General features: G+C 61.7%; 23 protein-coding genes and 5 tRNA genes. 15 read left to right on the forward strand and 13 right to left on the reverse strand.

From position 1 onward, the window contains the following. Positions 1-25: 25 nt before the first annotated feature. The gene (gene hemA / locus RA20_RS06305; protein WP_241482220.1) at positions 26-1261 is read right to left on the reverse strand and encodes a 5-aminolevulinate synthase; all 1236 of its coding nucleotides are present in this window, start codon (positions 1259-1261) and stop codon (positions 26-28) included. 382 nt (positions 1262-1643) lie between these two features. Here hemA and RA20_RS06310 point away from each other — a divergent pair, with 382 nt between their 5' ends. The 4 genes from RA20_RS06310 to RA20_RS06325 all read left to right on the forward strand — a co-directional run bounded on the left by RA20_RS06310 (position 1644) and on the right by RA20_RS06325 (position 5085). Beyond that, the gene (locus RA20_RS06310; RefSeq protein WP_039125774.1) at positions 1644-3035 is read left to right on the forward strand and encodes a M20/M25/M40 family metallo-hydrolase; all 1392 of its coding nucleotides are present in this window, start codon (positions 1644-1646) and stop codon (positions 3033-3035) included. 63 nt (positions 3036-3098) lie between these two features. Then, complete coding sequence (locus RA20_RS06315; RefSeq protein WP_039125776.1) at positions 3099-4019, forward strand: hypothetical protein; 921 nt, start codon at positions 3099-3101, stop codon at positions 4017-4019. A 399-nt stretch (positions 4020-4418) separates the two neighbouring features. After that, a complete protein-coding gene (locus RA20_RS06320) occupies positions 4419-4640 on the forward strand; it encodes a hypothetical protein (RefSeq protein WP_039125777.1) in 222 nt (73 codons plus the stop codon). Between the two features lie 55 nt (positions 4641-4695). Continuing rightward, the gene (locus RA20_RS06325; RefSeq protein ID WP_039125779.1) at positions 4696-5085 is read left to right on the forward strand and encodes a nuclear transport factor 2 family protein; all 390 of its coding nucleotides are present in this window, start codon (positions 4696-4698) and stop codon (positions 5083-5085) included. A gap of 51 nt (positions 5086-5136) precedes the next feature. Here RA20_RS06325 and RA20_RS06330 read toward each other — a convergent pair. From RA20_RS06330 to RA20_RS06345, 4 genes are all read right to left on the reverse strand, one after another. Next, positions 5137-5213 (reverse strand) — tRNA-Asp (locus tag RA20_RS06330). Positions 5214-5280: 67 nt separating this feature from the next. Further along, positions 5281-5357 (reverse strand) — tRNA-Asp (locus RA20_RS06335). 82 nt (positions 5358-5439) lie between these two features. After that, positions 5440-5516: transfer RNA gene (locus RA20_RS06340), tRNA-Asp, on the reverse strand. 304 nt (positions 5517-5820) lie between these two features. Further along, positions 5821-6870, reverse strand: coding sequence for a Glu/Leu/Phe/Val family dehydrogenase (locus RA20_RS06345; protein WP_039125781.1), 1050 nt, complete (start codon positions 6868-6870; stop codon positions 5821-5823). A 131-nt stretch (positions 6871-7001) separates the two neighbouring features. Between RA20_RS06345 and RA20_RS06350 the strand changes: the two genes are divergently transcribed. From RA20_RS06350 to RA20_RS06360, 3 genes are all read left to right on the forward strand, one after another. Then, on the forward strand, positions 7002-7457 hold the full coding sequence (locus RA20_RS06350) for an Lrp/AsnC family transcriptional regulator (protein ID WP_039125783.1): 456 nt from the start codon (positions 7002-7004) through the stop codon (positions 7455-7457). Positions 7458-7591: 134 nt separating this feature from the next. Next, the gene (locus tag RA20_RS06355; protein ID WP_082017924.1) at positions 7592-8131 is read left to right on the forward strand and encodes an HU family DNA-binding protein; all 540 of its coding nucleotides are present in this window, start codon (positions 7592-7594) and stop codon (positions 8129-8131) included. A gap of 13 nt (positions 8132-8144) precedes the next feature. Next, positions 8145-8219: transfer RNA gene (locus RA20_RS06360), tRNA-Val, on the forward strand. Between the two features lie 221 nt (positions 8220-8440). Here the strand turns inward: RA20_RS06360 and RA20_RS06365 are convergent. After that, positions 8441-10393 carry a hypothetical protein gene (locus RA20_RS06365; protein WP_039125785.1) on the reverse strand — a complete coding sequence of 651 codons (1953 nt, stop codon included), beginning with the start codon at positions 10391-10393 and terminating at the stop codon, positions 8441-8443. 229 nt (positions 10394-10622) lie between these two features. Between RA20_RS06365 and RA20_RS06370 the strand changes: the two genes are divergently transcribed. Further along, positions 10623-11192: a histidine phosphatase family protein gene (locus tag RA20_RS06370; RefSeq protein ID WP_039125787.1), complete on the forward strand. Its 570-nt coding sequence runs from the start codon at positions 10623-10625 to the stop codon at positions 11190-11192. 74 nt (positions 11193-11266) lie between these two features. Then, a tRNA-Val gene (locus tag RA20_RS06375) sits at positions 11267-11342 on the forward strand. Between the two features lie 263 nt (positions 11343-11605). Here the strand turns inward: RA20_RS06375 and lon are convergent. The 3 genes from lon to tgt all read right to left on the reverse strand — a co-directional run bounded on the left by lon (position 11606) and on the right by tgt (position 16358). Further along, on the reverse strand, positions 11606-14017 hold the full coding sequence (gene lon / locus RA20_RS06380; protein WP_039125788.1) for an endopeptidase La: 2412 nt from the start codon (positions 14015-14017) through the stop codon (positions 11606-11608). Positions 14018-14349: 332 nt separating this feature from the next. After that, the gene (locus RA20_RS06385; RefSeq protein ID WP_039125790.1) at positions 14350-15162 is read right to left on the reverse strand and encodes a ribonuclease E inhibitor RraB; all 813 of its coding nucleotides are present in this window, start codon (positions 15160-15162) and stop codon (positions 14350-14352) included. 65 nt (positions 15163-15227) lie between these two features. Continuing rightward, complete coding sequence (gene tgt, locus RA20_RS06390; RefSeq protein ID WP_039125937.1) at positions 15228-16358, reverse strand: tRNA guanosine(34) transglycosylase Tgt; 1131 nt, start codon at positions 16356-16358, stop codon at positions 15228-15230. A 358-nt stretch (positions 16359-16716) separates the two neighbouring features. Between tgt and RA20_RS06395 the strand changes: the two genes are divergently transcribed. Next, complete coding sequence (locus RA20_RS06395) at positions 16717-17607, forward strand: SPFH domain-containing protein (protein WP_039125938.1); 891 nt, start codon at positions 16717-16719, stop codon at positions 17605-17607. After that, complete coding sequence (locus RA20_RS06400; RefSeq protein WP_039125792.1) at positions 17607-17885, forward strand: NfeD family protein; 279 nt, start codon at positions 17607-17609, stop codon at positions 17883-17885. Before RA20_RS06395 ends, RA20_RS06400 begins: the two co-directional genes overlap by 1 nt. A gap of 357 nt (positions 17886-18242) precedes the next feature. Here the strand turns inward: RA20_RS06400 and RA20_RS06405 are convergent, their stop codons facing one another. Next, a complete protein-coding gene (locus tag RA20_RS06405) occupies positions 18243-18995 on the reverse strand; it encodes a hypothetical protein (protein WP_039125794.1) in 753 nt (250 codons plus the stop codon). A gap of 239 nt (positions 18996-19234) precedes the next feature. Between RA20_RS06405 and RA20_RS06410 the strand changes: the two genes are divergently transcribed. The 4 genes from RA20_RS06410 (at position 19235) to tpiA (ending at position 22378) form a co-directional block, all read left to right on the forward strand. Next, complete coding sequence (locus RA20_RS06410; protein WP_039125796.1) at positions 19235-19597, forward strand: SUF system Fe-S cluster assembly protein; 363 nt, start codon at positions 19235-19237, stop codon at positions 19595-19597. 121 nt (positions 19598-19718) lie between these two features. Next, a complete protein-coding gene (locus RA20_RS06415) occupies positions 19719-20930 on the forward strand; it encodes a glycerophosphodiester phosphodiesterase family protein (RefSeq protein WP_052248857.1) in 1212 nt (403 codons plus the stop codon). A 186-nt stretch (positions 20931-21116) separates the two neighbouring features. Beyond that, positions 21117-21476, forward strand: a complete 360-nt coding sequence (locus RA20_RS06420; protein ID WP_039125798.1) for a HesB/IscA family protein — start codon at positions 21117-21119, stop codon at positions 21474-21476. 152 nt (positions 21477-21628) lie between these two features. Beyond that, a complete protein-coding gene (tpiA, locus tag RA20_RS06425) occupies positions 21629-22378 on the forward strand; it encodes a triose-phosphate isomerase (protein ID WP_039125800.1) in 750 nt (249 codons plus the stop codon). A 166-nt stretch (positions 22379-22544) separates the two neighbouring features. Here tpiA and RA20_RS06430 read toward each other — a convergent pair whose 3' ends face one another. The 3 genes from RA20_RS06430 to RA20_RS06440 all read right to left on the reverse strand — a co-directional run bounded on the left by RA20_RS06430 (position 22545) and on the right by RA20_RS06440 (position 25806). Beyond that, positions 22545-24023, reverse strand: coding sequence for a TRAP transporter large permease (locus RA20_RS06430; protein ID WP_039125802.1), 1479 nt, complete (start codon positions 24021-24023; stop codon positions 22545-22547). Continuing rightward, entirely contained in the window at positions 24023-24700 is a 678-nt protein-coding gene (locus RA20_RS06435) for a TRAP transporter small permease (RefSeq protein WP_039125805.1), read from the reverse strand. Before RA20_RS06435 ends, RA20_RS06430 begins: the two co-directional genes overlap by 1 nt. A 104-nt stretch (positions 24701-24804) precedes the next feature. Next, a complete protein-coding gene (locus RA20_RS06440; RefSeq protein WP_039125806.1) occupies positions 24805-25806 on the reverse strand; it encodes a DctP family TRAP transporter solute-binding subunit in 1002 nt (333 codons plus the stop codon). Positions 25807-26146: the final 340 nt, after the last annotated feature.

Genomic DNA, 26146 nt, shown 5'->3' on the forward strand with positions numbered 1-26146 from the left:
GAGTAAATTTACACTGATCAGTATGTTACCCGGCAAGTTCGGCACGATTCAGCGCACAATGCGACCACAATGCGTCCATCGCGTGGACCAGCGCGTCGATTTCCTTGGGGCCATGCACCGGTGACGGCGTGAAACGCAGCCGCTCGGTGCCGCGCGGCACGGTCGGGAAATTGATCGGCTGCACATAGATGCCGTAGTCTTCCAGCAGGTGGTCGGACAGCACCTTGGTGTGGACCGGGTTGCCGACAATCACCGGCACAATGTGGCTGCCGTGGTCGATGATCGGCAGGCCCAGGCCCTTCAGGCGCAGCTTCAGCACCTTGGCCTGGTCCTGATGCTTGTCGCGCAGATCCTGCGCACCTTTCAGATAGGCAACCGAGGCCGCCGCCCCTGCAGCTACCGACGGTGCCAGCGAGGTGGTGAAGATGAAGCCCGGCGCATAGGAGCGGATCGCGTCGCACATCTTGGCCGAGGCCGCGATATAGCCGCCCATCACGCCATAGGCCTTGGCGAGAGTGCCGTTGATGATGTCGATGCGGTGCGCCAGACGGTCACGCTCGGTCACGCCGCCGCCGCGGGGGCCGTACATGCCGACCGCGTGCACTTCGTCGATATAGGTCAGCGCGCCGAATTCGTCCGCCAGGTCGCAAATCGCTTCGATCGGGCCGAAATCGCCGTCCATGGAGTAAACCGATTCAAAGGCAATCAGTTTGGGCGCCTTCGGATCGTCGGCTTCCAGGAGCTCGCGCAGATGCGCCACGTCATTGTGGCGGAAGATACGCTTGGCACCGCCGTTGCGGCGCACGCCTTCGATCATCGAGGCATGGTTCAGCGCGTCGGAATAGATGATCAGCCCCGGGAACAGCTTGGGCAGCGTGCTCAGCGTCGCGTCATTGGCAATATAGGCCGAGGTGAACAGCAGCGAGGCTTCCTTGCCGTGCAGGTCGGCCAGCTCAGCCTCCAGCTGCTTGTGGTAAACCGTGGTGCCCGAGATGTTGCGGGTGCCGCCCGAGCCAGCGCCGGTCGCGTCGATGGCGTCATGCATCGCATCCAGCACAACCGGGTTCTGGCCCATGCCCAGATAGTCATTGCCGCACCACACGGTGATATCCTGCTGGCTGCCGTCCGGACGGGTCCAGACCGCATGCGGGAAGTGGCCCTTCTTGCGCTCGATATCGATGAAGGTCCGGTAACGGCCTTCGTCGTGCAGGCTGGCAATCGCTGCGTCCAGTTTCGCGGTATAGTCCACCGGCATCTCCATGGCTTCAAGCGTCCCCCCAGGGCACGCGGGCTGTGTAAAGGGCACGGCCTTCTGGCGATGCGGCCACATTCACGTTCCAGAATGACTACCGCAGGCGCCCCTTTCGATCAACTGCATACGCCCCGGCAAAGGTGCGCAACATTGATGCAGGTCAAATAGAACTTAAACAATGCCCCGGCAAGAACGCCTGCGCCAAGTCAAACCCCGTTTGCGTCCTATTTGCCGCGCACTCCGGTCACAAATGCGCAAGATCGGAAACTCATGACCCCGCAAATACAAGGGACAGGCACCCCCTGCCCCTCTGGCCCCTGCTTCGGGCCGCTGCTAGGGTCCGCTTCAAATTGGCCTATGCCCGGGCCCACCCGAATTGCAGGAGAGCAAAATGGCATTGAATGATGTTCTTGACCGGATCGACGCAGAGCTGGACGCCGCAACCGAACGGCTGATGGATTTGCTGCGCATCCAGTCGATTTCCACCGACCCCGCCTTTAAGGAAGACTGCGGCAAGGCCGCCGACTGGCTGGTTGCGGACCTCAACGCCATCGGCATCAAGGCTGAGAAGCGTGAGACACCCGGCCACCCGATGGTTGTGGGCCATGTGGGCGAGGAAAACAGCGACGCGCCGCATGTACTGTTCTACGGCCATTACGACGTGCAGCCGGTCGACCCGCTGGACCTGTGGAACACGCCGCCGTTTGAGCCGCAGCTGGAAGAGACCCCGAACGGCACCGTGATCCGCGGCCGCGGATCGTCGGACGACAAGGGCCAGCTGATGACCTTTGTCGAAGCCTGCCGCGCCTGGAAAGCCGTGAACGGCTCCCTGCCCTGCCGCATCACCTTCTTCTTTGAGGGCGAAGAGGAATCGGGCTCGCCCTCGCTGATCCCCTTCATGGAGGCCAACGCTGAAGAGCTGAAAGCCGATCTCGCGCTGATTTGCGACACCTCGATGGTGTCGCGCGGGGTGCCGTCGATCTCGTCGCAGCTGCGCGGCATGCTGAAAGACGAATTCACCATCGTTGGCCCCCGCATCGACCTGCACTCCGGCCACTACGGCGGCCCGGGCCTCAACCCGCTGCGGGTGCTGTCGAAGATTGTTGACTCCTTCTACGACGACGGGACCGGCCGCGTCGCCGTCGACGGGTTTTATGACGGTGTCCACGAAGTGCCCGCCGATCAGCTGCGCCAGTGGCAGAACTGCGGTTTTGACGAAGCCGAGTACCTGAACTCGGTCGGCTACACCCAGCCGCATGGCGAAAAGGCCTATTCCACCCTGGAACAGCAATGGGCCCGCCCGACGCTGGAGGTGAACGGCCTCTGGGGCGGCTACAACGGCGCCGGCTCCAAAACCGTGATCCCCTCGGAAGCGCACTGCAAGATCACCTGCCGCCTGGTGGGCGATATGGACCCGGATGCGCTGCGGCGGAACATCCGCAAACACGTGGAAGAACGCCTGCCCGCGGATGCCAAGGTGGTCTGGAAAAACGACTCCGAAGGCTCCCGCGCCGCGGTGATGAACATCACCCGCCCCGAGTTTGAGGCCGCCCGCGGCGCCTTGTCGGATGAATGGGCGCGCGAAGCAGTTTTCTGCGGCATGGGCGGCTCGATCCCGATTGCCGGATTCTTCAAGTCGATCCTGGATATGGACGCCATGCTGATCGGCTTTGCCAATGACGACGACGCGATCCATTCACCGAATGAGAAATACGACCTGAAGAGCTTCCACAAGGGTATCCGGTCCTGGGCCCGCGTGCTGTACGCCCTGTCCCAAAAGTAACGCCATGACTGGGCGGGGCAGCCTCAGAGCCCCGCCCCCTTAGCCAGGCCAGGGAACGCAAACATGAAATTGTTCTTCAAGACGTGTACAGTGTTTGCTGCGGCCTTGACACTGCTTCTCTTTGCTCCGCCCGGTGCCGCCGGAGAGAATAGCAGCCTGCCAAATGTGCGGGCGGAAATTTTCTCGCCCGAGAGAGTGCGCACATATGGCAAGGAACAATACTCCATCGGACCGGATGGCAGTCTCCTTGGCGGATACAAAGCGTCCCGCAAACAGCCAGTCGATTATTCGGCATTGCTGAGCAACGAAACCCTGATCCGGGATTTCCTGAAATCCGTCCAGGGATGCATTGAATGCGGATCCATACCCTTTTCATGGCCGGATACTGGGCTGACTTTCCACGTCCACACGGCTGCTGAAGCAAAAACTCCCCACCTGATCTTCAAGGGCGGAGAGGAACTATACGATGTCTTCAGCGAAGCCTTGATCGATTCGACCCCTGAGAAACGGCAAGATATGGCCAACATGGTTGTCTTCGCCGGGGACGCTGAGTTCCTGGCGAGAAAGGCACAGCAAGCAGGCGCGGCGAATGCAGCAGCTTTCTTTTCGAACGGGAAGCGGGCCACGGCAAGACCCGGTTCTACCGAGGATCTGCTCGACCGGCTGTTCTCCGGAACCAATTGCACAGTTTCGCTGAAAGACCGGGCCAGCAAAGGACGGTCTTATGTTTTCACAACACTTGAGGATTTGGACGCCTGCCTTTCGAGACAGTTTCTGCTGGTAGCCGGCCTGCTTCCATTCGAAGGAGACACTCCTAGCGCGCTGAACCTCAACTTCAATTACACCAAGGCAACCCTGGCAGACGTCGCATTTCTGCGAATCCACTACTACATCAGAAAGACGCCGAGCCTCGCCCGGCTGAAACTCCAGACCGCCGCGGCAAAGATGTTTGACCTCTACGATTTTGGCAAACGGATGCACTAGTGTGCTGCGCAGCACTCCCGCCCGTCATCCGGCCTTGAAAGGCCGTCTTCCCGTTGGGCTAAGCGCCGCTTGCGCGGCGCGCGCCGTGCCTTGGGCACGGCGTCAGGCCCAAGGCTTGACGCTGCATCTTTGATGCTGCGCCAAGGCGCGGGAGCCCCCCGGTGCCTGCAAGCCTCTCAGCGACAGCAGGACTCACAAGCCCCGTTTGCACCTGCGGCCGCACGGCAGCCGGGAATTTGCGCGCAACGGCTCCGCCCGAGCGGGCGCGCCCGCGGCAAAACGCCTTATATCCGCTGATTTCACGCCGCCGCCGGCCTCCGGTTAAGACTTGGTTATCCCATCCGCCGAATACTCGCTCCTGACATTGCCGCCGCCGCGGCCCATGATTGGAGACAGTAAATGGTACAGAGCAGGTTCAAACGCCCGCCCGGATTTGAAGGCACCCAGACCGACCCCGAGGAAAGCTACCGCGCCGGCTACCAGCATGGCACACGCGTCCTGCTGCGCTACCTTGAGGCCAACCCCAAGCCGGACCTTGAACGCCTCAAGGCCTGGGTCGACGCAGACCTCACCGGCTGGCGCCACGATACAGATGCAGAGCCGGCACCCCCGGCACTCTGACAGCCCTGGTCCCTACCGGCTTGCCGCATCAGGCACTTTGCGGCAGGCTGCCGCCATGACCACAAATATTCAAACCGGCGGCCCTTTGCTGGCCGATATCCTCGCTTTGGAAACCCGGGTTTGGGAGGCGCTGGTGCAGGGCGACCCCGAGGCCGACGGGCAGATGCTGTCGGAGGACTTTCTTGGCGTCTACCCCAGCGGCTTCTCGGACAAGGCCGGTCATTGCGATCAGCTGCGCGACGGCCCGGTCATGGCAGAGTACCGCCTCAGCAACAGCCGCCTGTGCCTCATCACTGAAGGGGCCGTTCTGCTGTCGTACCATGCAGCCTACAGGCCGGCGGGCAGCGAAGACTGGAAAGCGATGCTGATTTCATCGCTCTGGGAACGTCATGCCACGGGCTGGCTCAACACCTTCAGCCAGGACACGCCGGTGAATTCCGCATAGCGGGAACCGGCCGCACAGGCTGAAAGAACTGGAATTCGGTATCAGGGAAAGTGGCGCGGTTGACGGGGCTCGAACCCGCGACCCCCGGCGTGACAGGCCGGTACTCTAACCAACTGAGCTACAACCGCGCATGGGCCTTTCGGCTATGGTCCCCATCCGGGGCGGACCCTGAAGCACCAGGGCAGTGGATGAAAGTGGCGCGGTTGACGGGGCTCGAACCCGCGACCCCCGGCGTGACAGGCCGGTACTCTAACCAACTGAGCTACAACCGCACTTTCATCTAACACCGGCCTGTTGCCAGACCATGTCCCCTCCGGGGCGGATCCTGTTTAACCTCAGGACGAGGCGCAGCAGTGGCGCGGTTGACGGGGCTCGAACCCGCGACCCCCGGCGTGACAGGCCGGTACTCTAACCAACTGAGCTACAACCGCCCGCTGCTCATCCAGCGCTGCCGCTGAATGTTGGGCTGTAATATTCTCACCCCCCGGAGCCGTCAAGCGATGTTTTGCCTTTTTCGGAACTTTCCCTGAAAAAAATTGCGCATCCCGGGTAACACGCTGGAAAATAGAAGAAATACCACTTGGGCGCAGCTTCCGGACGCGCTCGGCGCAATCCGGAAAGAAAACGCAGCCCTCCCCTGGCTGCCCGGCATGCCGGCATCTCCGGCACGGCCGGGAAAGCCCCCGGCCCGCCGGTCGGAAAGACGGAAAACAGCCCGCCGGCTGCCTGCTGCTCTTAGGCGGCGCGCTGCGCCATCTTGGCTTGCACCGCGGCCACGGCAACCGCATCCGGAGCCGCGTTCTCTGCCTTGGCCTGGTTCAGGATTGCCGCCATTGTGGCATCCAGCGCCTCCAGCTTTTCCGCAACAAACCCCTGAGGGTCCGAGATCCGCAGAATTTCCGTGGCCACATTGATGATACCGCCGCCATTGGCAACAAAATCCGGTGCGTAAAGAATACCGCGCCGGTGCAGCGCTTCGCCATCTGCAGCCGTGGCCAGCTGGTTGTTGGCACCGCCAGCAACGATATCCGCCTTCAGCTGCGGAATCGTTACCTCATTCAGGATGCCGCCAACCGCGCAGGGCGCAAACACATCGGCTTCGACCGCATAGATCTGCTCCAGAGGCACCGCCCTGGCGCCGAATTCCGCAACCGCCTTCTCCACCCGGTCCGGGTCGATGTCCGTCACCACCACCCCTGCGCCGGCCTCATGCAAAAACCGGCAGAGATGCCAGCCGACATGGCCAAGCCCTTGCACCGCCACTGTCACCCCAGCCAGCACAGAACTGCCGTGTTTATGGACGCGGGCCGTGCGGATTGCGTTGAAAATGCCGCGTGCGGTAATCGGCGAGGGGTCGCCGCTGGCAAAATCGCCATCCGCCAGCCCGGCAACGAAAGCGGTTTCCTCCGCCATAACACCCATGTCCGCAGGGCTCATCCCCATATCCTCGGCCGTGATATAGCGGCCGTCCAGCGACTGGATCGCCCGGGCAAAGGCGCGCAGCAGTTCCGGTGTCTTCTGCGTGGCGGGATCCCCGATGATCACCGCCTTGCCGCCGCCCAGCGGCAGGCCCGCTGCGGCGTTCTTGTAGGTCATGCCTTCGCTCAGCCGCTCGACATCGGTCAGCGCCTCCGCCTCGCTGGCATAGGGGCGCATCCGCAGGCCCCCGGCCGCCGGGCCCAGGTGCGTCGAATGAATTGCAATAAAGCCCAGGAGCCCGGCCGAGGCCTCCTCGACGCGATAGATCTCTTCATGGGTGCTTGATGCAACGGCTGTCACTGTCATCTGTCCGCTCCTCCTCAACTTGCTCCAATGATAAGAGTGCGCCCGCGCCGGTTTTCACCAAAAAACTTTGCCATTCAAACAGGATTTAGCGATATCCTCTACGGAACTCCGAAACCGCAGGGGAAAACTCCATGGATTCCATCGACCGCAAGATCGTGGCCGCGCTCCAGCGCAACGGCCGGCTGAAAATCTCGGAACTGTCGGAGATGGTCGGCCTGTCACCGACCCCCTGCGCGCGCCGGGTTGCCAACCTCGAGGAAAGCGGCGTCATCTGCGGCTACTCGGCCCGGGTCGACCAGGCCAAGCTGGGGCTGCCGGTCACCATCTTTGTTGCGGTTGAGCTGGACCGGCAATCCACCGAAGCGCTCAGCGCTTTTGAAAGCGCAGTGCGGCAGTTCGACCAGGTGATGGAATGCTATCTGATGACCGGCACACGGGATATCCTATTGCGGGTCGTGGCCGAGGATCTGCCGGATTTCGACCGGTTTCTGGAGGACCGGCTGATGCGGGTGCCGGGCATCCGCAACACCCGCTCGAGCTTCACGTTGCGCACGATGATCCGCCGCGACGCCCTGCCCGCCTGCTAACCGGTTCACGGAACAGGCAGAAATGTGTTAAGCTGAAACCACAGGACAAGCCTGCCCGGACGGATGCGGCTCTTGCAAGGAGCTGTCTTCCGTTTCTGCCGGAGCAGGACAATAAAGGGCAAGTGGGGCAAGACATGGCACGAGCATCAAGCAAAACCAGCACATCCGCGCGCAAAACCAGCACGCGCAAATCAACCTCCCGCAAGAGCGGAACGCTGACCGCAGCCGCTGGGAAACCCGCGGCCTCCAAGCCGCGCACAGCAAAGGCACCGCTGCCCGAGCTGCCGGAGGTCAAACCCGCCGCCAAGCCGGCTGCCGCTCCAGAACCGGTTGTTGTCGAAACTGCCACGCCGGTGGTTTCCGCTCCGGAACTTGGCAAGAAAGAGCTGGTGGAACAGGCGGTTGAACGTTCCGGCATCAAGAAACGCGATGCCAAACCGGTGGTCGAGGCGGTATTGGCACTGCTGGGCGAAGCGGTCGCGGAAGGCCGCGAGCTGAACCTCAAACCTTTCGGAAAACTGCGCATCAACCGCAGCCAGGAACGCAGCAACGGCAAGGTTTTTGTCTGCAAGCTGCGCCAGCCTGAAGCCACCGCAGAAGCCGGGAAAGAAAATGCGGGAGAAGACAAAGAATCTTCGGCGGACCCTCTTGCGGAGGCCGCAGCAGGCCGTTAAAAGCCTGCCTCACGGGTGATTAGCTCAGTGGTAGAGCGCTTCGTTCACATCGAAGATGTCAGGAGTTCAAATCTCTTATCACCCACCATCATTCAGGCTGCCCAAGATGGCATGCTGAGACGGGCGCTCCCAATTCTGGTTGAGCGCCCGTTGTTTTTTCCGGCCCGTATTGCCAGCCGCCGAAGCCAGGAACCACTCCTGCAAGGCAGGCAGAATACCCCTCCTCGGCGCGGGTGCCGCTGCGCCGCCTTTGCAGCGCAACAGCCTGTTTCATAAGCCTGACGCGGTCCGGTTTGGGCCGCCCGCCAGTCAGACCGCCGGAACCGCAGTGTCCAGATAGAATTGATAGGCCTCCGGCACATCGGCAATCGAGTCGTAAGTCGAAGTCAGCTTGCCATCCGCCCCGAATTCAATGAGCTTGACCTCCCACGGGTCGCTGCCGTCCAAGTCCACTTCGAGCTGCGCAATGCGCTCCTGGTTCTGGTAGATGCCAAGCAGCACATCGCTGTCATCCTGAATGGTCTGCCGCAGCACCAGCTCGCCTCCTTCGTAGGCAGACATGATGCTGTTCCATTCAAACTCGTCGGCCGTGTCCACTTTCTCGCTGAACGTGCGGGTGCCGTTTTCGAACTGAATGCGGGTCCAGGCCCCGTTGTCAGACTGGATAACGCGGTCTGTCAGCATGCCATATGGGCCGTAGAAGCTCTGGATTGCCTCCCAGTCCTCCACATTTTCACCGTCCGACTGGAAGGTCGCAGTGCGGAAGCCGTCCTGGAAGAATTCCGACTTGGCCGTGCCATTGTCAAAGTCGGTCTGACGTTCGGCCAGCCGGCCGTCCTGGTCAAAAAAGCTGGCAGAGCTTGTCCAGTCAGCGGCATTCTCCCGATCCTCAAGGAACGTGGCCTTGCGGGTGCCGTATTCGAAAGTTTCAGTCTTCAGGATTCCGTTGTCGAAATTGGTGACACGTTCCTCCAGGCTGCCATTAGCATCGAAGGTGGTCTCGATCGTCTCCCACTCTTCTGCGCTGGCGTTGAAGGCGTCCGATTGGAAGGTCGATTTCCGCACGCCGTCCTGAAAATCCTCCAGCTTGGTACTGCCATTATCAAACCGGGTCATGCGCAGATCCAGCTCACCTTCGGGGGTGTAGAAGGTTTCGATACTGTCCCACGCGGCCACGTTCTGCTCGTCCGTCTCATAGACCGACCTGCGGAAGCCGTCTTCGAACCTCTCCTCCTTGATGATGCCATCGTCATAAAGAGTAACACGCCCGCCCATTTGGCCATCCGGGCCAAAGAATGTCTCAATGCGCTCCCAAGCAGCGGCGTTTCCTTCGTCGAACTGGGATGTCATTGTGCGGGCGCCGCCTTCGAACCGCTCTGCTTTGATGATGCCATCATCATAAAAGGTAACCCGCTCGGCCAACCTGCCGTCCGGGCCAAAGAATGTTTCAATGCTGTCCCAGCCAGCCACGTTCCCTTCGTCGAACCGGGACGTCACTGTGCGGATGCCTCCCTCGAACTGCTCCGCTTTGATAGTGCCGTCGTCAAAATATGTGACGCGCTCGGCCACTCCGCCATCCGGATCAAAGAATGTGTCGATGCTCTCCCAAGCGGCCACATGCCCCTCGTCGAACTTGGATGTCACCGTGCGGGCGCCCGCCTCGAACTGCTCCGCTTTGATGATGCCGTCGTCATAGTGGGTGACGCGCTCGGCCAGTTCCCCATCGGAGTCATAGAAGCTTTCGATCTGCCCCCATGCCTTTGCATCGGAGTGATCCGTTTCCGTCATGGAGTGCCGGACACCCGCTTCAAAGTTCTCTGCTTTGAAAACGCCGTTGTCATACTCGGTCAAACGCTGGGCAAAGCTGCCGTTTTCATCCCAGATCCTGACGATGGAGGCCCAGGAGTGAAGCCCGAGCCCGCCGTTCGCAGGGCTTTCGTCGAACAATTGGATCGTCTCAGGCACACCGTTGTAGTAGTTGATGATCTCCCGCTGGTAATCATCATCCAGTTTTTCGGACTCCGTGATCTCCCCGTGACCATTGTATTTGACCGACAGTGTCTGAATCGGCAGGGCATCTTCCGGGTCCTCCAATTCGAACCGGATCAGGATGTCATCGCGGTACGCTTCGTGCTCGGTGTGGCCGTCATCAAAGAGGGTATAAACATCCTTGGACGTATACGTGCTGTGCGTGGCTTCCACCGTTGTGCGCTCGGCCCAGTCAAACGCATCTTCCAGATCGTACTCAGTTGTAATCGGCATAAGAAAACTTTCTTAAGTTGCAATGCAACGCGGGTAATGAAGAGTTAACATGGCAAAAATATGTCTGAACCTAAGGACTTAGCAGGCTCCTTGGCGATCCTGCAGATTTAACGGCTTGCTGATGCTCCAGCCCCGCCACGCCGTCCCGGTTCAGCAAACGTGCATTCGGGGTTCCGGTCCGGCCCGCTTGCCGCTACCAATTCCTCATCACTCAGGCAGGGGGCACCACATGCAATTTCCGAAGATCTGGCTGCTGCGCCACGGACAGACCGAATGGAACGCCGAGCGCCGCATCCAGGGGCAGCTGGAATCGCCGCTGACGCCGCTGGGGGTCGCGCATGCCCGCAAGCAGGCTGAGCTGATGCGCCCGGCGCTTGCCCTGGGCCCGTCCTGCTACGCCTCGCCGCTGGGCCGCGCCCAGCAGACCGCGGACATCGCCCTGGGCGGAGCCCCGTTTGTGACCGATGCGCGCCTGGCCGAGGCTTATGCCGGCGCTTTCCAAGGGATGACCTGGGACGATGTCGCCCAGCAGTACCCCGGGATCCACGCCGCCAACCCGCAGGCTCTGGACCTGTTCTGCGAAGCACCGGGCGGCGAAGGCTATGCCAGCTTCCACGGCCGCATTCTCGACTTCATGCTGTGCCTGCCCGGCCCGTCAGTGGTGGTGGCGCATGGGCTTTTGGGGCAAGTGATGCGCGGTATCGTCTGCGGTCTGAGCCGCAGCCAGATGGCGGAACTGCCCAATGGCCAGGGCTGCGTCTATGTGCTGGAAAACGGGACGGAAACTGTTTTGCAGTGAATGCACCCGCGGCGCAAAAAATCTGCTTTTTTCTCTTGCACCGCCCGGCGGCATTGTCTAAATCCCCGCTCATCGGGTCGTTAGCTCAGTTGGTAGAGCGCTTCGTTTACACCGAAGATGTCGGGAGTTCGAGCCTCTCACGACCCACCATCCCCCCAAGAGAAAATTCGGCCGCGGACCTTTATACGTCCGCCTGAAACTGTGCTGGATTTCGCGAATCTCAGCCGGCGGCTTGCCGCCCGGAACGCTAGGGATTCAGTCCTGAACAGCACGCTGCAGCAGCCCTCTGCAGCCAGAAGCAAATAAATACCGCTAGAACTCAAACGCCTGCCAGGAAACTCCTGGCAGGCGCCTTGTTTTCTTCCCCCGGGAAATCCGCGGGAAGGTTCTGCTTGCAACCCTGCGGATGCCGGTCAGTGGGCCGTGGCCCCTGCCCCTTTGCCGGTCTCCTTCAGCGCCGCCTTGGCGGCAGCGGCCTCTTCGGCTTCCTCGTCCCATTCGATGGGATCCGGCTGCGACACCAGCGCATGCTTCAGCACTTCCGACACGTGAGACACGGGAATAATCTCCAGCCCCTCTTTCACGTTGTCCGGAATATCCGGCAGGTCCTTTTCGTTCTCCTGCGGGATCAGCACCGTCTTGATACCGCCGCGCAGCGCCGCCAGCAGCTTTTCCTTCAACCCGCCGATGGCCAGCGCGTTGCCGCGCAGTGTGACCTCGCCGGTCATCGCAATGTCCTTGCGCACAGGAATCTGGGTCAGCACCGAGACGATGGAGGTGACCATCGCCAGGCCGGCCGACGGCCCATCCTTGGGCGTGGCGCCTTCCGGCACGTGCACGTGGATGTCCCAATTGTCGAACCGCGGCGGCTTGATGCCCAGCTTCGGCGACACCGAGCGCACATAGGAAGACGCCGCTTCAATCGACTCCTTCATCACGTCGCCCAGCTTGCCGGTGGTCTTCATCCGGCCCTTGCCCGGCAGGCGCAGCGCTTCAATCGACAGCAGCTCACCGCCCACCGAGGTATAGGCCAGCCCGGTCACCACACCAACCTGATCCTCTTTCTCGGCCAGGCCAAAGCGGAACTTCGGCACGCCCAGGAAATCGTCAAGGTTCTCCGGCGTGACGGTCACGCTGTCGGCCTCTTTCTTGACGATCTTGGTCAGCGACTTGCGCGCCACCTTGGCGATCTCGCGCTCCAGATTCCGCACGCCCGCCTCGCGGGTGTAGGTGCGGATCATCTCGGTCACCGCATCCTCAGTCAGCTCGAACTCCTTGGCCTTCAGGCCGTGGTTCTTCACCTGCTTGGAAATCAGGTGCTGCTTGGCGATCTCGCGCTTTTCATCCTCGGTGTAGCCCGAGAGCGGAATGATCTCCATCCGGTCCAGCAGCGGGCCCGGCATGTTGTAGCTGTTGGAGGTGGTCAGGAACATCACGTTCGAGAGGTCATACTCGACCTCCAGATAGTGATCCATAAAGGTGTTGTTCTGTTCCGGATCCAGCACCTCCAGCATCGCCGAGGCCGGGTCGCCGCGGAAATCCTGGCCCATCTTGTCGATTTCATCGAGCAGGATCAGCGGGTTGGTGGTCTTGGCCTTCTTCAGCGCCTGGATGATCTTGCCCGGCATCGAACCGATATAAGTGCGGCGGTGGCCGCGGATCTCGGACTCGTCGCGCACGCCGCCCAGGGAAATACGGATAAACTCGCGCCCGGTGGCTTTTGCAACCGATTTGCCCAGCGAGGTCTTACCCACGCCGGGAGGGCCGACGAGGCAGAGGATCGGCCCCTTCAGTTTGGCCGAACGCTGCTGCACCGCCAGGTATTCGACGATCCGCTCCTTGACCTTCTCCAGGCCATAGTGATCCGCATCCAGGATCTCCTGCGCCTTGTTCAGGTCCTTCTTGACGCGGGACTTGTTGCCCCACGGGATCGACAGCATCCAGTCGAGGTAGTTGCGCACGACGGTGGCTTCCGCCGACATCGGCGACATGTTCTTAAGCTTCTTCAGCTCCGCATCGGCCTTCTCGCGTGCCTCTTTCGAGAGCTTGGTGGCGGCGATTTTCTCTTCCAGCTCGGCGATTTCGCCGGCACCCTCTTCGCCGTCGCCCAGCTCCTTCTGAATGGCCTTCATCTGCTCATTCAGATAATACTCGCGCTGGGTCTTCTCCATCTGGGATTTGACGCGGGTCTTGATCTTCTTCTCGACCTGCAGGACCGACATTTCGCCCTGCATCAGGCCATAGACCTTCTCCAGCCGCTCGCTGACAGAGAGCGTCTCCAGCAGTTCCTGCTTGCGGTCGACCTCAATGCCCAGATGGCCGGCCACCAGGTCGGCCAGCTTGGCCGGCTCGGCGGTCTCACCCACGGCAGACAGGGCTTCCTCGGGGATGTTCTTGCGCACCTTGGCATAGCGCTCGAACTCATCGCCGACGGTGCGCACCAGCGCCTCGGTGGTGGTGATGTCGCCTGGAATCTCGGTCAGCTCTTCGGCCTTGGCCTCGAAGAAGTTGTCGTTTTCCAGAAATTCAGTGATCTGCACGCGGGTCTGGCCCTCGACCAGCACCTTGACGGTGCCGTCGGGCAGCTTCAGCAGCTGCAGCACATTGGCCAGCACACCGGTGGTGTAAATGCTGTCGGTATCAGGATCATCCTCGGAAGGGTCGATCTGGCTGGACAGCAGGATCTGCTTGTCATCCGCCATCACCTCTTCCAGGGCGCGCACCGATTTTTCCCGGCCCACGAACAGCGGCACGATCATGTGGGGGAAGACCACGATATCGCGCAGCGGAAGTACGGGGTAGGAGGAATTGAGTGGCTCTTGCATACTCGGTCCTTTGGTTTGGCAAGACGGCCCGGCCCCGGCGTCCGGCAGCTTTGGCCCGTCTCCTCATTGGAGGTCTTTATCTGGTGCAGCGGCGGCGGGTTTTCAACCGCCCGCTTTCAAGGCTGGGGCACACCTTGCCTGCAGCCGTCCCGGATCACAAGGCAGGAATGCGGTAAAGATTCGGTAGCGAGATTCAATTTTCCATACATTTACCGCTGAGCTGCGATTTCGAGCCTGGATCCCCTTCGACCTGCCAGCGGAGCGGAAGTCATCCAGGCTGGCCGAACCACGTTTCAACCAACTGCAACCACACATAGCCTCGGCAGGCTGCTTCACCCGCCATTGCGCGTCTTGATGACCTGAGTTTCCCAGCCATCATACTCGCCGCCGGCTTCCAAGGCTGCCTGCTTCAACTTCAAAGTACGCTCCGAGATTTCCCATACATCGATAACCCCAAAGTGGCGAAAACGGACCAGATGCTCCCCGGGCCCCGCTTCGGCCTTCGATGTTTTTGAATGAATGTACCCATAAGACTTGATCAGGTTTTCAAAGGCCGCGGCACCCTCTGCATTCTTGAAATATGCAAAGTGCTCCACATCTCTGGCAACCTCAGCCAGATCGCCCTGCTTTGCCAGAGCCTGGGTCACAGCCAGATTGTATTGCACCTCATAGTCGTAGAGCGTTGGCAGCAGAAACGAGGCATAGAACTCCTCATGCCCGCCAAGTTTGGCCCGCAAATCCGGCTCATGCCCCAGCGCCCTCACATTTTTAAGAAGCGCGTCCCGCAGGCCGTCGTTGGGCAAGGGAATTGCAGCATAAATGCTGGTGACATTTCCGCCGCTCTGCTCTCCCAGATAGATCCCGCCGAATTCTTTCAGCGCGGCCGAAACAGTATCGCTGAAGGCCTGCAGCATGGGCGCATCCGCCTGGGCTGGAAGACCATTGGCGGTTGGCTCTTTCCTGCTGATGCTGATGGCCATGAGGCCATCCATAGCCTCCAGGTTCAGATCGCCCTGCTCTGGTACATGGACGTAAATCCAGGAAACCCAGCCATCCCGCAAGGCCAGATAGCGCATGATTGGTTCCGAGGCCTGCAGCGGGCTCACGAGAAGCAGGAAAGAAAGCAGCGCCAGAATACGCGTCATGAAAAGCCTCATCGGGAATGTGCTGAGTGCACTCAGCACAACCCAAGGGCATAGCGCAACCGCAATTAGAGCCGTTCGATATCGCCCTGCTCGCGCATCTCGTGAAAGTTCTTCTGCCAGGCTTCGAACGTTCCCGCCGCAATCGCCTCGCGCATGCCTGCCATGATGTCCTGGAAGTAATGCAGGTTGTGCCAGGTCAGCAGCATGCCCGAGATCATCTCGTTCGACCGGAACACATGATGCAGGTAAGCGCGGGAGTAATTCGCACACGCCGGGCAGGAGCAGTTTTCGTCCAGCGGCCGCGGATCGTCCTGGTGGCGGGCGTTCTTGATATTCACCACGCCGTGGCGGGTGAACGCCTGCCCGGTGCGGCCCGAACGCGACGGCAGCACGCAGTCCATCATGTCGATACCGCGGGCCACAGCGCCGACAATGTCGTCCGGCTTGCCGACGCCCATCAGATAACGCGGCTTGTCCTCGGGCAGGTAGCCGGGTGCGTAATCCAGACAGTCGAACATCGCCTCCTGCCCCTCGCCGACTGCCAGGCCGCCCACGGCATAACCGTCAAAGCCAATCTTTTTCAGCGCTTCGGCAGATTCCTCGCGCAGGTCGGATTCCAGCCCGCCCTGCATGATGCCGAACAGCGCATGCCCCGGCCGGTCGCCAAAGGCCTCGCGGCTCCGTTCCGCCCAGCGCATCGACAGGCGCATCGACTCGGCAATGCGTTTGCGGTCCGCAGGCAGCGCCGGGCATTCGTCAAAGCACATCACGATGTCCGAGCCCAGCAGCCGCTGGATCTCCATCGAGCGCTCCGGTGTCAGCTCATGCTTGGAGCCGTCGATGTGGCTCTTGAAGGTCACGCCCTTCTCTGTGAGCTTGCGCAGCCCGGCCAGGGACATCACCTGAAAGCCGCCGGAATCGGTCAGGATCGGCCGCTCCCAGTTCATGAACTTGTGCAGGCCGCCCAAGCTGTCGATGCGCTCAGCCGTCGGGCGCAGCATCAGGTGGTAGGTATTGCCCAGGAGAATATCCGCGCCGGTGGCGCGCACGCTTTCCGGCATCATCGCCTTGACCGTTGCCGCGGTCCCCACCGGCATAAAGGCAGGGGTCCGGATCTCGCCCCGCGGCGTATTGATGACACCGGTGCGGGCCTTGCCATCGGTGGCTTTCAGATCAAAGGAGAAACGGGCGGTCATGACGGGTCCTTGGGTTTGGGCAGGGGCGGCAGCGGCGAACTGGCGCAAACCCGCAGCATTTGCCCGAAATCCTGCGGCAATTCAACCCTGCGGGGCTTGCCAGCGGCAAGCGCTTGGCGCCATACAGTTATTGAAATCAGCGCCGGAAGACCTAAATGTATACCATTGCACACAATAGGGCCGCGCATTGAACAAAACCAAGACACCCAGCGGCCAGGCAGCGCCCTCCGGCCCGTCGGCGCGGGCAGAGCAGCCGCCGCCGCCCCCGGAGCCGGCCGCAGCGGACTCTGCCGCCCCGGCCCCGCCGCCGGCCAGCAGCGAGCTGCCCGCCCCCATTGAGCAAGCAAAGGACTCTTTCATGAACGAAGATCTCATCCTGGAGCTTCTCTCCAGCAACCTCCTTTACATTCTCGGGGCGGTGCTGCTGGTCATCATCATCTTCAAAGGCATCAAGATCGTGCCGCAATCAGAGAAATACGTGGTGGAACGGTTTGGCCGTCTGCACTCGGTCCTAGGGCCCGGCATCAACTTCATCGTGCCCCTGCTGGACGTGGCCCGCCACAAGATCTCGATCCTGGAGCGCCAGCTGCCCAATGCCACCCAGGATGCGATCACCAAGGACAATGTGCTGGTGCAGATCGACACCTCGGTGTTCTACCGCATCCTCGAGCCGGAAAAGACTGTGTACCGGATCCGCGATGTGGACGGCGCCATTGCCACCACCGTGGCCGGCATCGTGCGCGCCGAGATCGGCAAAATGGACCTGGATGAGGTGCAGTCGAACCGGGCCCAGCTGATCTCCCGCATTCAGGAAGCCGTGGAAACCGCTGTCGACGACTGGGGCATCGAAGTGACCCGCGCCGAGATCCTCGACGTGAACCTCGACCAGGCCACCCGCGACGCGATGCTGCAGCAGCTGAACGCCGAACGCGCCCGCCGCGCCCAGGTGACCGAGGCCGAAGGCCAGAAACGCGCCGTCGAACTGGCGGCCGACGCCGAGCTCTATGCCGCCGAACAGGCTGCCAAGGCCCGCCGGGTGCAGGCTCAGGCCGAAGCCTATGCCACTCAGGTCGTTGCCAAGGCGATCCGCGAGCACGGCATCGAGGCCGCGCAATACCAGGTGGCGCTGAAACAGGTCGAGGCGCTCAACGCGCTTGGCAACGGCGACGGCAAGCAGACCATTGTCCTGCCCGCCCACGCGATGGAGGCCTTCGGCGACGCCTTCAAGCTGCTGAAGGGGCGCCTGTGATGGAGACCCAAATCTGGACACTCTGGTGGGTCTGGTGCGCGGCGGCGCTGGCGCTGGCCATTCTCGAGGTGCTGGCACCCGGGTTTATCTTCCTCGGCTTTGCCATCGGTGCCGCTGCCGTAGGCCTGTTGCTGCTGACCACCGGTGCCGCCTGGGGCCTGCCGCTGCTGCTGCTGATCTTTGCAGGCATCTCGCTGGCCGCCTGGCTGCTGCTGAAACGTTTCTTTGCCTTGCCCAAAGGCCAGGTGAAAAGGTTCAACCACGACATCAACGACTGACCGGCGCGGCGCACATCCCGATTTGCGACCCCCAGCCTGCATAACAGCCTGACGCGACAGGATCAGCCTCGTTTCGCGTCAGGATTTCAAACAATTTGCGATCAGCCGGCGCATAACGCCCGCATCTATGTCCTCATCCATAACGCCCGCACCACATGGTTTGCCCTGCTCGGCACGCTGATATTTGTGGGCATCACCCTGGGGCAAGTCCGGCTTATCGGCTTCTACGGCGTGGACCGGCTGACCCGGCTGCCGCTGATAAACCTGCCGGTTCCCACATCCCGCCGCCCGAAGGCTGCACATGAAAACCCGGCCCGATGCCTGTCTGGCACGACGGCGGATGCTAAGCACCCGGCCTCAGAACCGGAACCCCACTCCCGCCAGAAGGCTGTGTGTCACCGCGTCATGTCTGAAAAAAGTGCCCGTGCCTCGGGTTCCCTCTTCATACTCCACCCCCAGCCCGCGGTAGAGCAGATAGATCGAGGCACGCTCCCAGCGGTCATAGACCAGCCCGCCCATCGCCGACCAGCTTTCCTCAGAGTCCCCGGCAAAGCCCACGTCGCCCTCCAGCAGCACCGAGAACTCCGGCGACAACCGGCGCTGCCAGCGCAGCCCGGCAATCGGATCGCTCCAGCTGCCGCCCTGCCGCAGCGTGCCGCCCGGCAGATCCGCAACCGTGTCCACGTCCCAGTGGCGCAGCCCGCCGAAAACCTCGAACCGGTTGCGGGTGCTGCCGAAGCGGTAGCCCACCACAGCCTCGCCCAGGTTCTGGTCATAACGCAGCGGCACAGCGGACCCGGCACTTGACCTGGTGCTGTCCGCATCCAGCACACCATAGCGCAGCCGGAAACCGAAATTGCTGGCATGGAACCCCTCAAACTGCAGCATGCCGCCCGCCTGCAGCTGGTCAAACACATCGCCCGCATCGATAGACACATCCCCCGCGGGGCTTCCAAGTTCCGTTGTCCCTTCAATGGAGGGCGCCAGCGCAAAAGGGGTGATTTGCCACTGCCAGGCGCCCTGATCCTGAGCTCCTGCTGCCTGAGGCAGCGCCGCAGCCAGCAAACAGGCTGCAGCAACAAGACGCAGAAGGGCAGTCGGCTTCGGCATGTCTCCTCCAGACTCCTGCCGGAACCCGCAGCAAAGCCAGGGCGGCACCCTGCCTGCTGCGCTCGGGCAGCTTTGCAAAACATCTTGGGGGAACCACAACTTAGCGCGCATACCCGCACAGATCAAATGATCAAGGACCGGCTGGTAAACAGAACCTGCACCTGGAGACTGCCGCCGCCTCTGGACGCCGGGCCGCGGTTTTCCTATATAAACGGTCGGAATATCAAACCGGGACTATCATGACCAACCCTTCCGAACCGCTTGAAGGCGCACCGCTGATCGCGCCCTCCTCAGTCAGCCACCCGCTGTATGAGTCCATCGTCGATGCCTGCCGCACGGTGTATGACCCGGAGATCCCGGTGAACATCTACGAGCTGGGGCTGATTTATACGGTCGACATCAACGCCGAAAACGACGTCAAGATCATCATGACCCTGACCGCGCCGGGCTGCCCGGTGGCAGGCGAGATGCCGGGCTGGATCGTTGATGCGATATCCCCGGTGGACGGCGTCAAAAGCGTCGATGTCGAGCTCACCTGGGAACCGCCCTGGGGCATGGAGATGATGTCCGACGAAGCCCGGCTGGAACTGGGGTTCATGTAACCCCGGCACCCTCTCCGGGTGCCTTTGTCACAAGACCTTAACCTGCCGGTTACTGAACCGCCCTCTGGCTGTTACAAACTTGCGCTCTGGTGCCGGCAGATTTGCAGCACCGGAGTTTTTCATGCGCCTTGCCCTGCTTCCGGCAGCCGTCTGCTTGCTTCCCGCAGCCGTTTTTTCCGCCCCGCCGGAAGCCGGCCTTAGCTATGGCCCCCGCCCGGCCTACCTGATCAGCAAACTGCCTGCGGGCCCGCTGAAGGACAAACTTCAGTCCTGCGCCGCCCAGACACCTGCGCGCACGGATTTCTCCATCGGCCACCGCGGTGCGCCGCTGATGTTTCCCGAACATACCGTCGAATCCAACGTGGCCGCCGCACAGATGGGGGCCGGCATCCTGGAATGCGACGTGACCTTTACCAAGGATCTGGAGCTGGTCTGCCGCCACGCCCAGAACGATCTGCACACGACCACGGACATCCTGACCACGGATCTGGCAGAGACCTGCATCCAGCCCTTCACCCCGGCAAACGGCGGCACGCCCGCCAATGCCGAATGCCGCACCTCCGAGCTGACCCTGGCCGAGTTCCGCAGCCTGCAGCCCAAGATGGACAGCGCCGACAGGACCGCCGTAACACCTGAGGCCTATCAGGGCGGCACCGCGGCCTGGCGCACCACGCTTTACGCCGGAGGTGCCGCCTTGATGACCCACGCGGACTCGATAGCGCTGTTCAAATCCTTAGGCGCCAAATTCACCCCCGAGCTGAAAAGCCCCGCCGTCGCGATGCCCTTCAACGGCTTCACGCAGGCAGACTATGCCCAAAAACTGATCAATGAGTACAAGGCCGCCGGCATCCCGCCTGCGGACGTCTGGGTGCAAAGCTTCAACCTTAAAGACGTGCTCTACTGGATCGAGCACGAGCCCGCGTTCGGCAGGCAGGCGGTGCTACTGGACAACAGCTACCGACGGGAGGGGTTTGACGCAAACAACCCGGACACTTTCCCGCTCGATTTTGCGGAGCTGCACGCTCAGGGCGTCAACTACCTCGCCCCGCCGATGTGGATGCTGGTGACGCTCGACAACGGCAGGATTGTCCCCTCGGCCTATGCCAATGAAGCCAAAGCTGCGGGCCTCAAGCTGATCACCTGGACGCTGGAGCGTTCCGGCCCGCTGGCCTCCGGCGGCGGCTGGTACTTCCAGTCGGTCCGGGACGCCGCCGCCGGCGACGGCATGGCCTACCAGCTTTTGGATGTGCTGGCTCAGGACGTGGGCGTCGAAGGCGTGTTCTCCGACTGGCCTGCCACCGTCACATACTATGCGAATTGCATGGGGCTCTGACCACCGTCCCTTTCCTATTGTCACATAGCCCCGGCAACGGCCGCCTCCCCGCCCAGGAGGCGGCCTCTTTAATTTCCGCATCAGAGATTTATGTTATTCTGCCGTCCGGCCCCGATTCCGCAGCGTTGCGGGGTTGAGCCGCCCCGGCACCCGTCCTAGATAGATGGGAAGTGTAAGGAGAAACCCATGTTCGGCATTCCCGGCAAACAGGCTGTGACCATGACGCCCAAAGCGGCGGCGCAGATCGCCAAGCTGATGGCCAAGGACGGCCATGCGGGCCTGCGCATCGGCGTCAAGAAAGGCGGCTGCGCGGGCATGGAATACACCATGGAATATGTCGATGCGCCCGACACCAACGACGAGGTGGTGGAACAGGACGGCGCCCGCATCCTGATCGCGCCGATGGCCCAGATGTTCCTGTTCGGCACTGAGATCGACTATGAGGTGACGCTCTTGGAAAGCGGCTTCAAGTTCAACAACCCGAATGTCTCCGAAGCCTGCGGCTGCGGCGAGTCGATCTCCTTCAAGGAAATGCCCGGCGCCTGAGCCGGCCGCCGGCAGGCACCCATCGCAGGGAATTCAGCAGGCGGGGCTTTCCCCGCCTTTTTTGATGTTCTGCACAGCCCTCAAGCGAATTGCGCCGCCCCGCTGCCGGTGCTACCAGTCACGCCCAAATGACGAGGATCGGAGGCACCCCCATGCGGCGGAAACTGGCAGCAGGCAATTGGAAGATGAACGGCACCGGCGCAAGCCTGGCGGAACTGGCAGCGCTGGCCGAAAGCCATGCCGGGCCTTCTGCAGACATCCTGATCTGCCCGCCCGCCACCCTGCTGTCGCGCGCCGCGGACACCGCCAAGGGCAGCGCTGTCGCCGTCGGCGGCCAGGACTGCCACGCCAGCGCTGCGGGCGCCCACACCGGCGACCTGTCTGCCGCCATGCTGAAAGACGCAGGCGCCACCGCCGTGATCCTCGGCCACTCCGAGCGCCGCGCCGATCATGGCGAGACCGACGCCCAGGTCTGCGCCAAATCCGAAGCCGCCATCAACGAAGGCCTGACAGCTGTGATCTGCCTCGGCGAGACCCTGGAAGAGCGCGAAGCCGGCGACACCCTCAAAGTGGCCGGCGCCCAGCTCGCAGGCTCTGTCCCTGCTTCCGCCACCGGCGCAAACACCGTGGTCGCCTATGAGCCGGTCTGGGCCATTGGCACCGGCAAGGTGCCGACCCTGGAGCAAATCGCAGAAGTGCATGATTTCCTGCGCGCCGAACTCACCGCCCGCTTCGGTGCCGAAACTGCAGACAGCATCCGCCTGCTCTACGGCGGCTCGGTCAAACCGTCGAACGCGGCAGAAATCTTTGCCGTCTCCAACGTCGACGGCGCCCTGGTGGGCGGCGCCAGCCTGAAGGCCGCGGATTTCTCCCCCATCATCGCAGCGCTTGAGGCCAGCTGAGGCTTTTCGGGTATTTTAGACCAGAAAGAAGCAGCGGATTTCATGCGCTTCTTTCTGGTCCGAAATACCCCGGGGTGAATTGGCCCGAAGGGACAAGAGGGGCAGCGCCCCTGCCCTGAAACGAAAAACGCCCCGGCTCTCCGGGGCGTTTCTTTTTGGCACAACCTTACTTTGTTATGATCTCCGGCCCCATCACCGCGTTTGGCAGCACAGTCGACAGCCAAGGCACATAGGTGATCAGGATCAGGAACACGAACAGAACCGCCAGGAACGGCAGGGCCGCGCGCACCACCCCCATCATCGGCATCCCCGCCACGCCCGAGGTCACAAACAGGTTCAGGCCAACCGGCGGGGTGATCATGCCGATCTCCATGTTCACCACCATGATGATGCCCAAGTGGATCGGGTCGATGCCCAGCTCGATGGCAATCGGGAACACCAGGGGCGCCACGATGACCAGCAGGCCCGAGGGCTCCATGAACTGGCCGCCAATGAGCAAAATCACGTTCACCACCACCAGGAACATCACCGGGCCAAAGCCTGCCGACAGCATTGCATTGGCGATATGCTGCGGAACCTGCTCATCGGTCAGCACATGCTTCAGGATCAGTGCATTGGCGATCACGAACAGCAGGGTGACGGTCAGCTTACCGGCCTCGAACAGCGTGTGCTTGGTATCCCGGTGCACCAGCGACGGAACCAGATACACAGCACTCTCCGCAAAGTTCAGCACAAAAGCCTTGGCCCGCAGCCAAAGCTGCTCCGGCAGCCTGGCAAAGAAGCCCGCAAAGCTGCTGCCGCCTTGCAGTTTGGCGGCTTCCGCCTTGGCGCCTGCCCCCCAGGAGCTGGCTTCCGAGCGCGGTCCCATATCCCGGTAGACGAAGCTGGCGATGAAGAAGGCATAAACCGCTGCCACTGCTGCCGCCTCGGTCGGCGTGAAGATCCCGCCATAGATGCCGCCCAGGATTATCACGATCAGGAACAGTCCCCAGCCGGCTTCGCGCGCCGAGGTGAGGACTTCGCCCCAGCCCTTCCACTCGCCCTTGGGCAGGTTCTTGACCTTGGCCATCACGTAGATGGTGACCATCAGCATCAGGCCCGCCATCAGCCCTGGGATCACACCGGCCAGGAACATCCGGCCTACCGAAACCTCAACCGCAGCCGCATAAACCACCATCACAATCGACGGCGGGATCAGAATACCCAGAGTGCCCGCGTTGCAAATCACGCCCGCTGCAAACTCCTTGGAGTACCCAACCTGCCGCATGCCTGCGATCACGATGGAACCGATCGCCACCACAGTGGCAGGCGAAGACCCCGACAAAGCGGCAAACAGCATGCAGGCAAACACGCCCGCAATCGCCAGACCGCCCGGCAGGTGACCGACACAGGCGATGGAGAAACGGATGATCCGCCGCGCCACACCGCCGGTTGTCATGAAGCTGGACGCCAGAATGAAGAACGGGATCGCCAGCAGGGTGAAATGCCCCTCAAAGGCTTCAAACAGCGTGCCTGCGACCGAAGCCAGCGAGCTATCGGAGTAGATCAGCAGAAAGATGGTGGAGCTGAGGCCCAGGGAGACCGCAATCGGCACCCCGATCAGCAAGAGGCCGATCACCATCGCAAAAAGGATTACCACTTCCATCAGTCATGCTCCCCGCGCTGCGCCTGCACCTCGGCGATCTCATCCTCGACCTCATGGCTGGCCACCAGCCGGTCGGCCTCGCCGCGGAAAATCTGCAAGGCCGCCTGAATGAAGCGGTACACCAGAAGCAGCATCGACACCGGCAGCACCAGATACGGCACCACCTTGGGCAGCTTCTCGTAGGCGTCGCCGTAATTGATCAGGTCCTCCAGGAACCGCAGGAAGCTCACCATCGGCACGTCCTGCACTTCATAGAAGCTCTGCGAACGCGCTTTCATGTCGAACCCGGTCGGGAACCACCGCCCCGAGGTGGGCGGCAGATCGGCAAAGACCGCCCAGTAGTCATAGGCGCCTTTCAGCAAGAGCAGCGAAAACACCAGGCAGCAGCCGACAGCAAACAGCCCGACCGCCCGGCGCGCAGGTGCACCCATCATGTTGATCACGGCATCGACCCCCAGATGCGCGTGCACCTTCACGGCATAAGACGCCCCCAGCAGCACCAGCCAGGCAAACAGGAACACGGTCAGCTCCAGCGCCCACAGAATGTTGGAATTGAACACAAACCGCGCAATCACATTGGCAAAAGTGATGGCCGTCATCAGCCCCAGGAGGAGCGCGATCAGGGTTTCTTCGAGTGAATGGATAAACCCGGACGGACCGGTTCTGGACCCCGTCATGGCAGTTCCCCCAATTGTCAGCGGAAAAAGAAAAGCAGGCGGCGGATCCCCACGCCGCCTGCTGTAACCGGGCGCCCGCCAGGGCACCCCGGATGCGGCCTGCTTCAGAGGCCTGCGTTGATTGCCTGTGCGGCGTCGATCTTCTCCTGGCCGACGTCGCCAGCAAATTTCTCCCACACGGGCTTCATCGCTTCGACCCAGGCCGCGCGCTGCTCGGCGCTCAGCTCGCGCACCACGCCGCCGGCATCGATGATCGCCTGGCGTGCCTCGCCGTTCACCTTGGTGGACTCAGCGTTCCGGGTGGCTGTCACTTCGGTCAGGATGGTCAGGAACTGGTCGCGCACCGCAGGGTCCAGGCTGTCCAGCCAGTCGACCGAGGTCACCACCAGATAATCCAGCGCGCCGTGGTTGGTCTCGGTGACGCCGTCCTGCACCTCAAAGAACTTCTTGCCGTAGATGTTGGACCAGGTGTTCTCCTGCCCGTCGACAACCCCCTGCTGCAGCGCGCCGTAAACTTCCGAGAACGCCATTTTCTGAGGCGAGCCGCCAATTGCTTCCATCTGCGCCACCAGCACGTCCGAGGACTGCACGCGGAACTTCAGGCCGTTGGCGTCGGTGGGCTCCACCAGCGGCTTGTTGGCCGACATCTGCTTCATGCCGTTGTGCCAGTAGGCCAGCCCCTGCAGGCCGCGGCGCTGCATCGAATCCAGCATTTCCTGGCCGGTCTCGGAGGCCTGGAACGCATCCACCGCCTCGATGTTCTTGAACATGAACGGCAGATCGAACAGGCGGAACTGCTTGGTGAACTTCTCAAACTTCGACAGCGACGGCGCGGCCAGCTGCACATCGCCCTGCAGCATCGCTTCCAGAACCTTGTTGTCGTTGTAGAGCGTGGAGTTCGGGTAGACCTCCATGCACATGGTGCCGTTCATCTCTTCGTTCACGCGCTGTTCCAGCAGCGAGGCCGCAATGCCTTTCGGGTGCTTGTCGGTGTTGGTGACGTGGCTGAACTTCACCACGATCTCGCCATCATCACAGGCCGCGGATGCGGCGCCTGCAGTCACGGCCAGTGCCAATGCGGTTGCGGCAGTGGTCAGGAATTTCATGATCTCTCCTCCCAAGGAATTCGCTGCGCTCCTCTGCGCAGAGTTGAAGACTGACAGCAGCATCGGGAATCGAGAGGAACCGCTCAAGAAATGATTCGAGAATCAGACAGGATCAATAATTACCAATAATTCACAGTCACTTACGGAAATCACCTCACCTGCAGCACCAAGCTTGGCCGAAAGCTGTGCGAAATCCCGCACAGGCCGGATTTCAATCTGTGCGGATTTCCGCACAAATGTTAGCGCCATACATTTTCAGAAGGGAATCGGGTGCTTCCTCTTTGCCCCTGAGCGGGCAGCAGGCGGCGCCGCCTCCTTTACACTCCCGGCCGGACAGGCC

Source organism: Leisingera sp. ANG-Vp (assembly GCF_000813725.1).
Lineage (GTDB): Bacteria > Pseudomonadota > Alphaproteobacteria > Rhodobacterales > Rhodobacteraceae > Leisingera.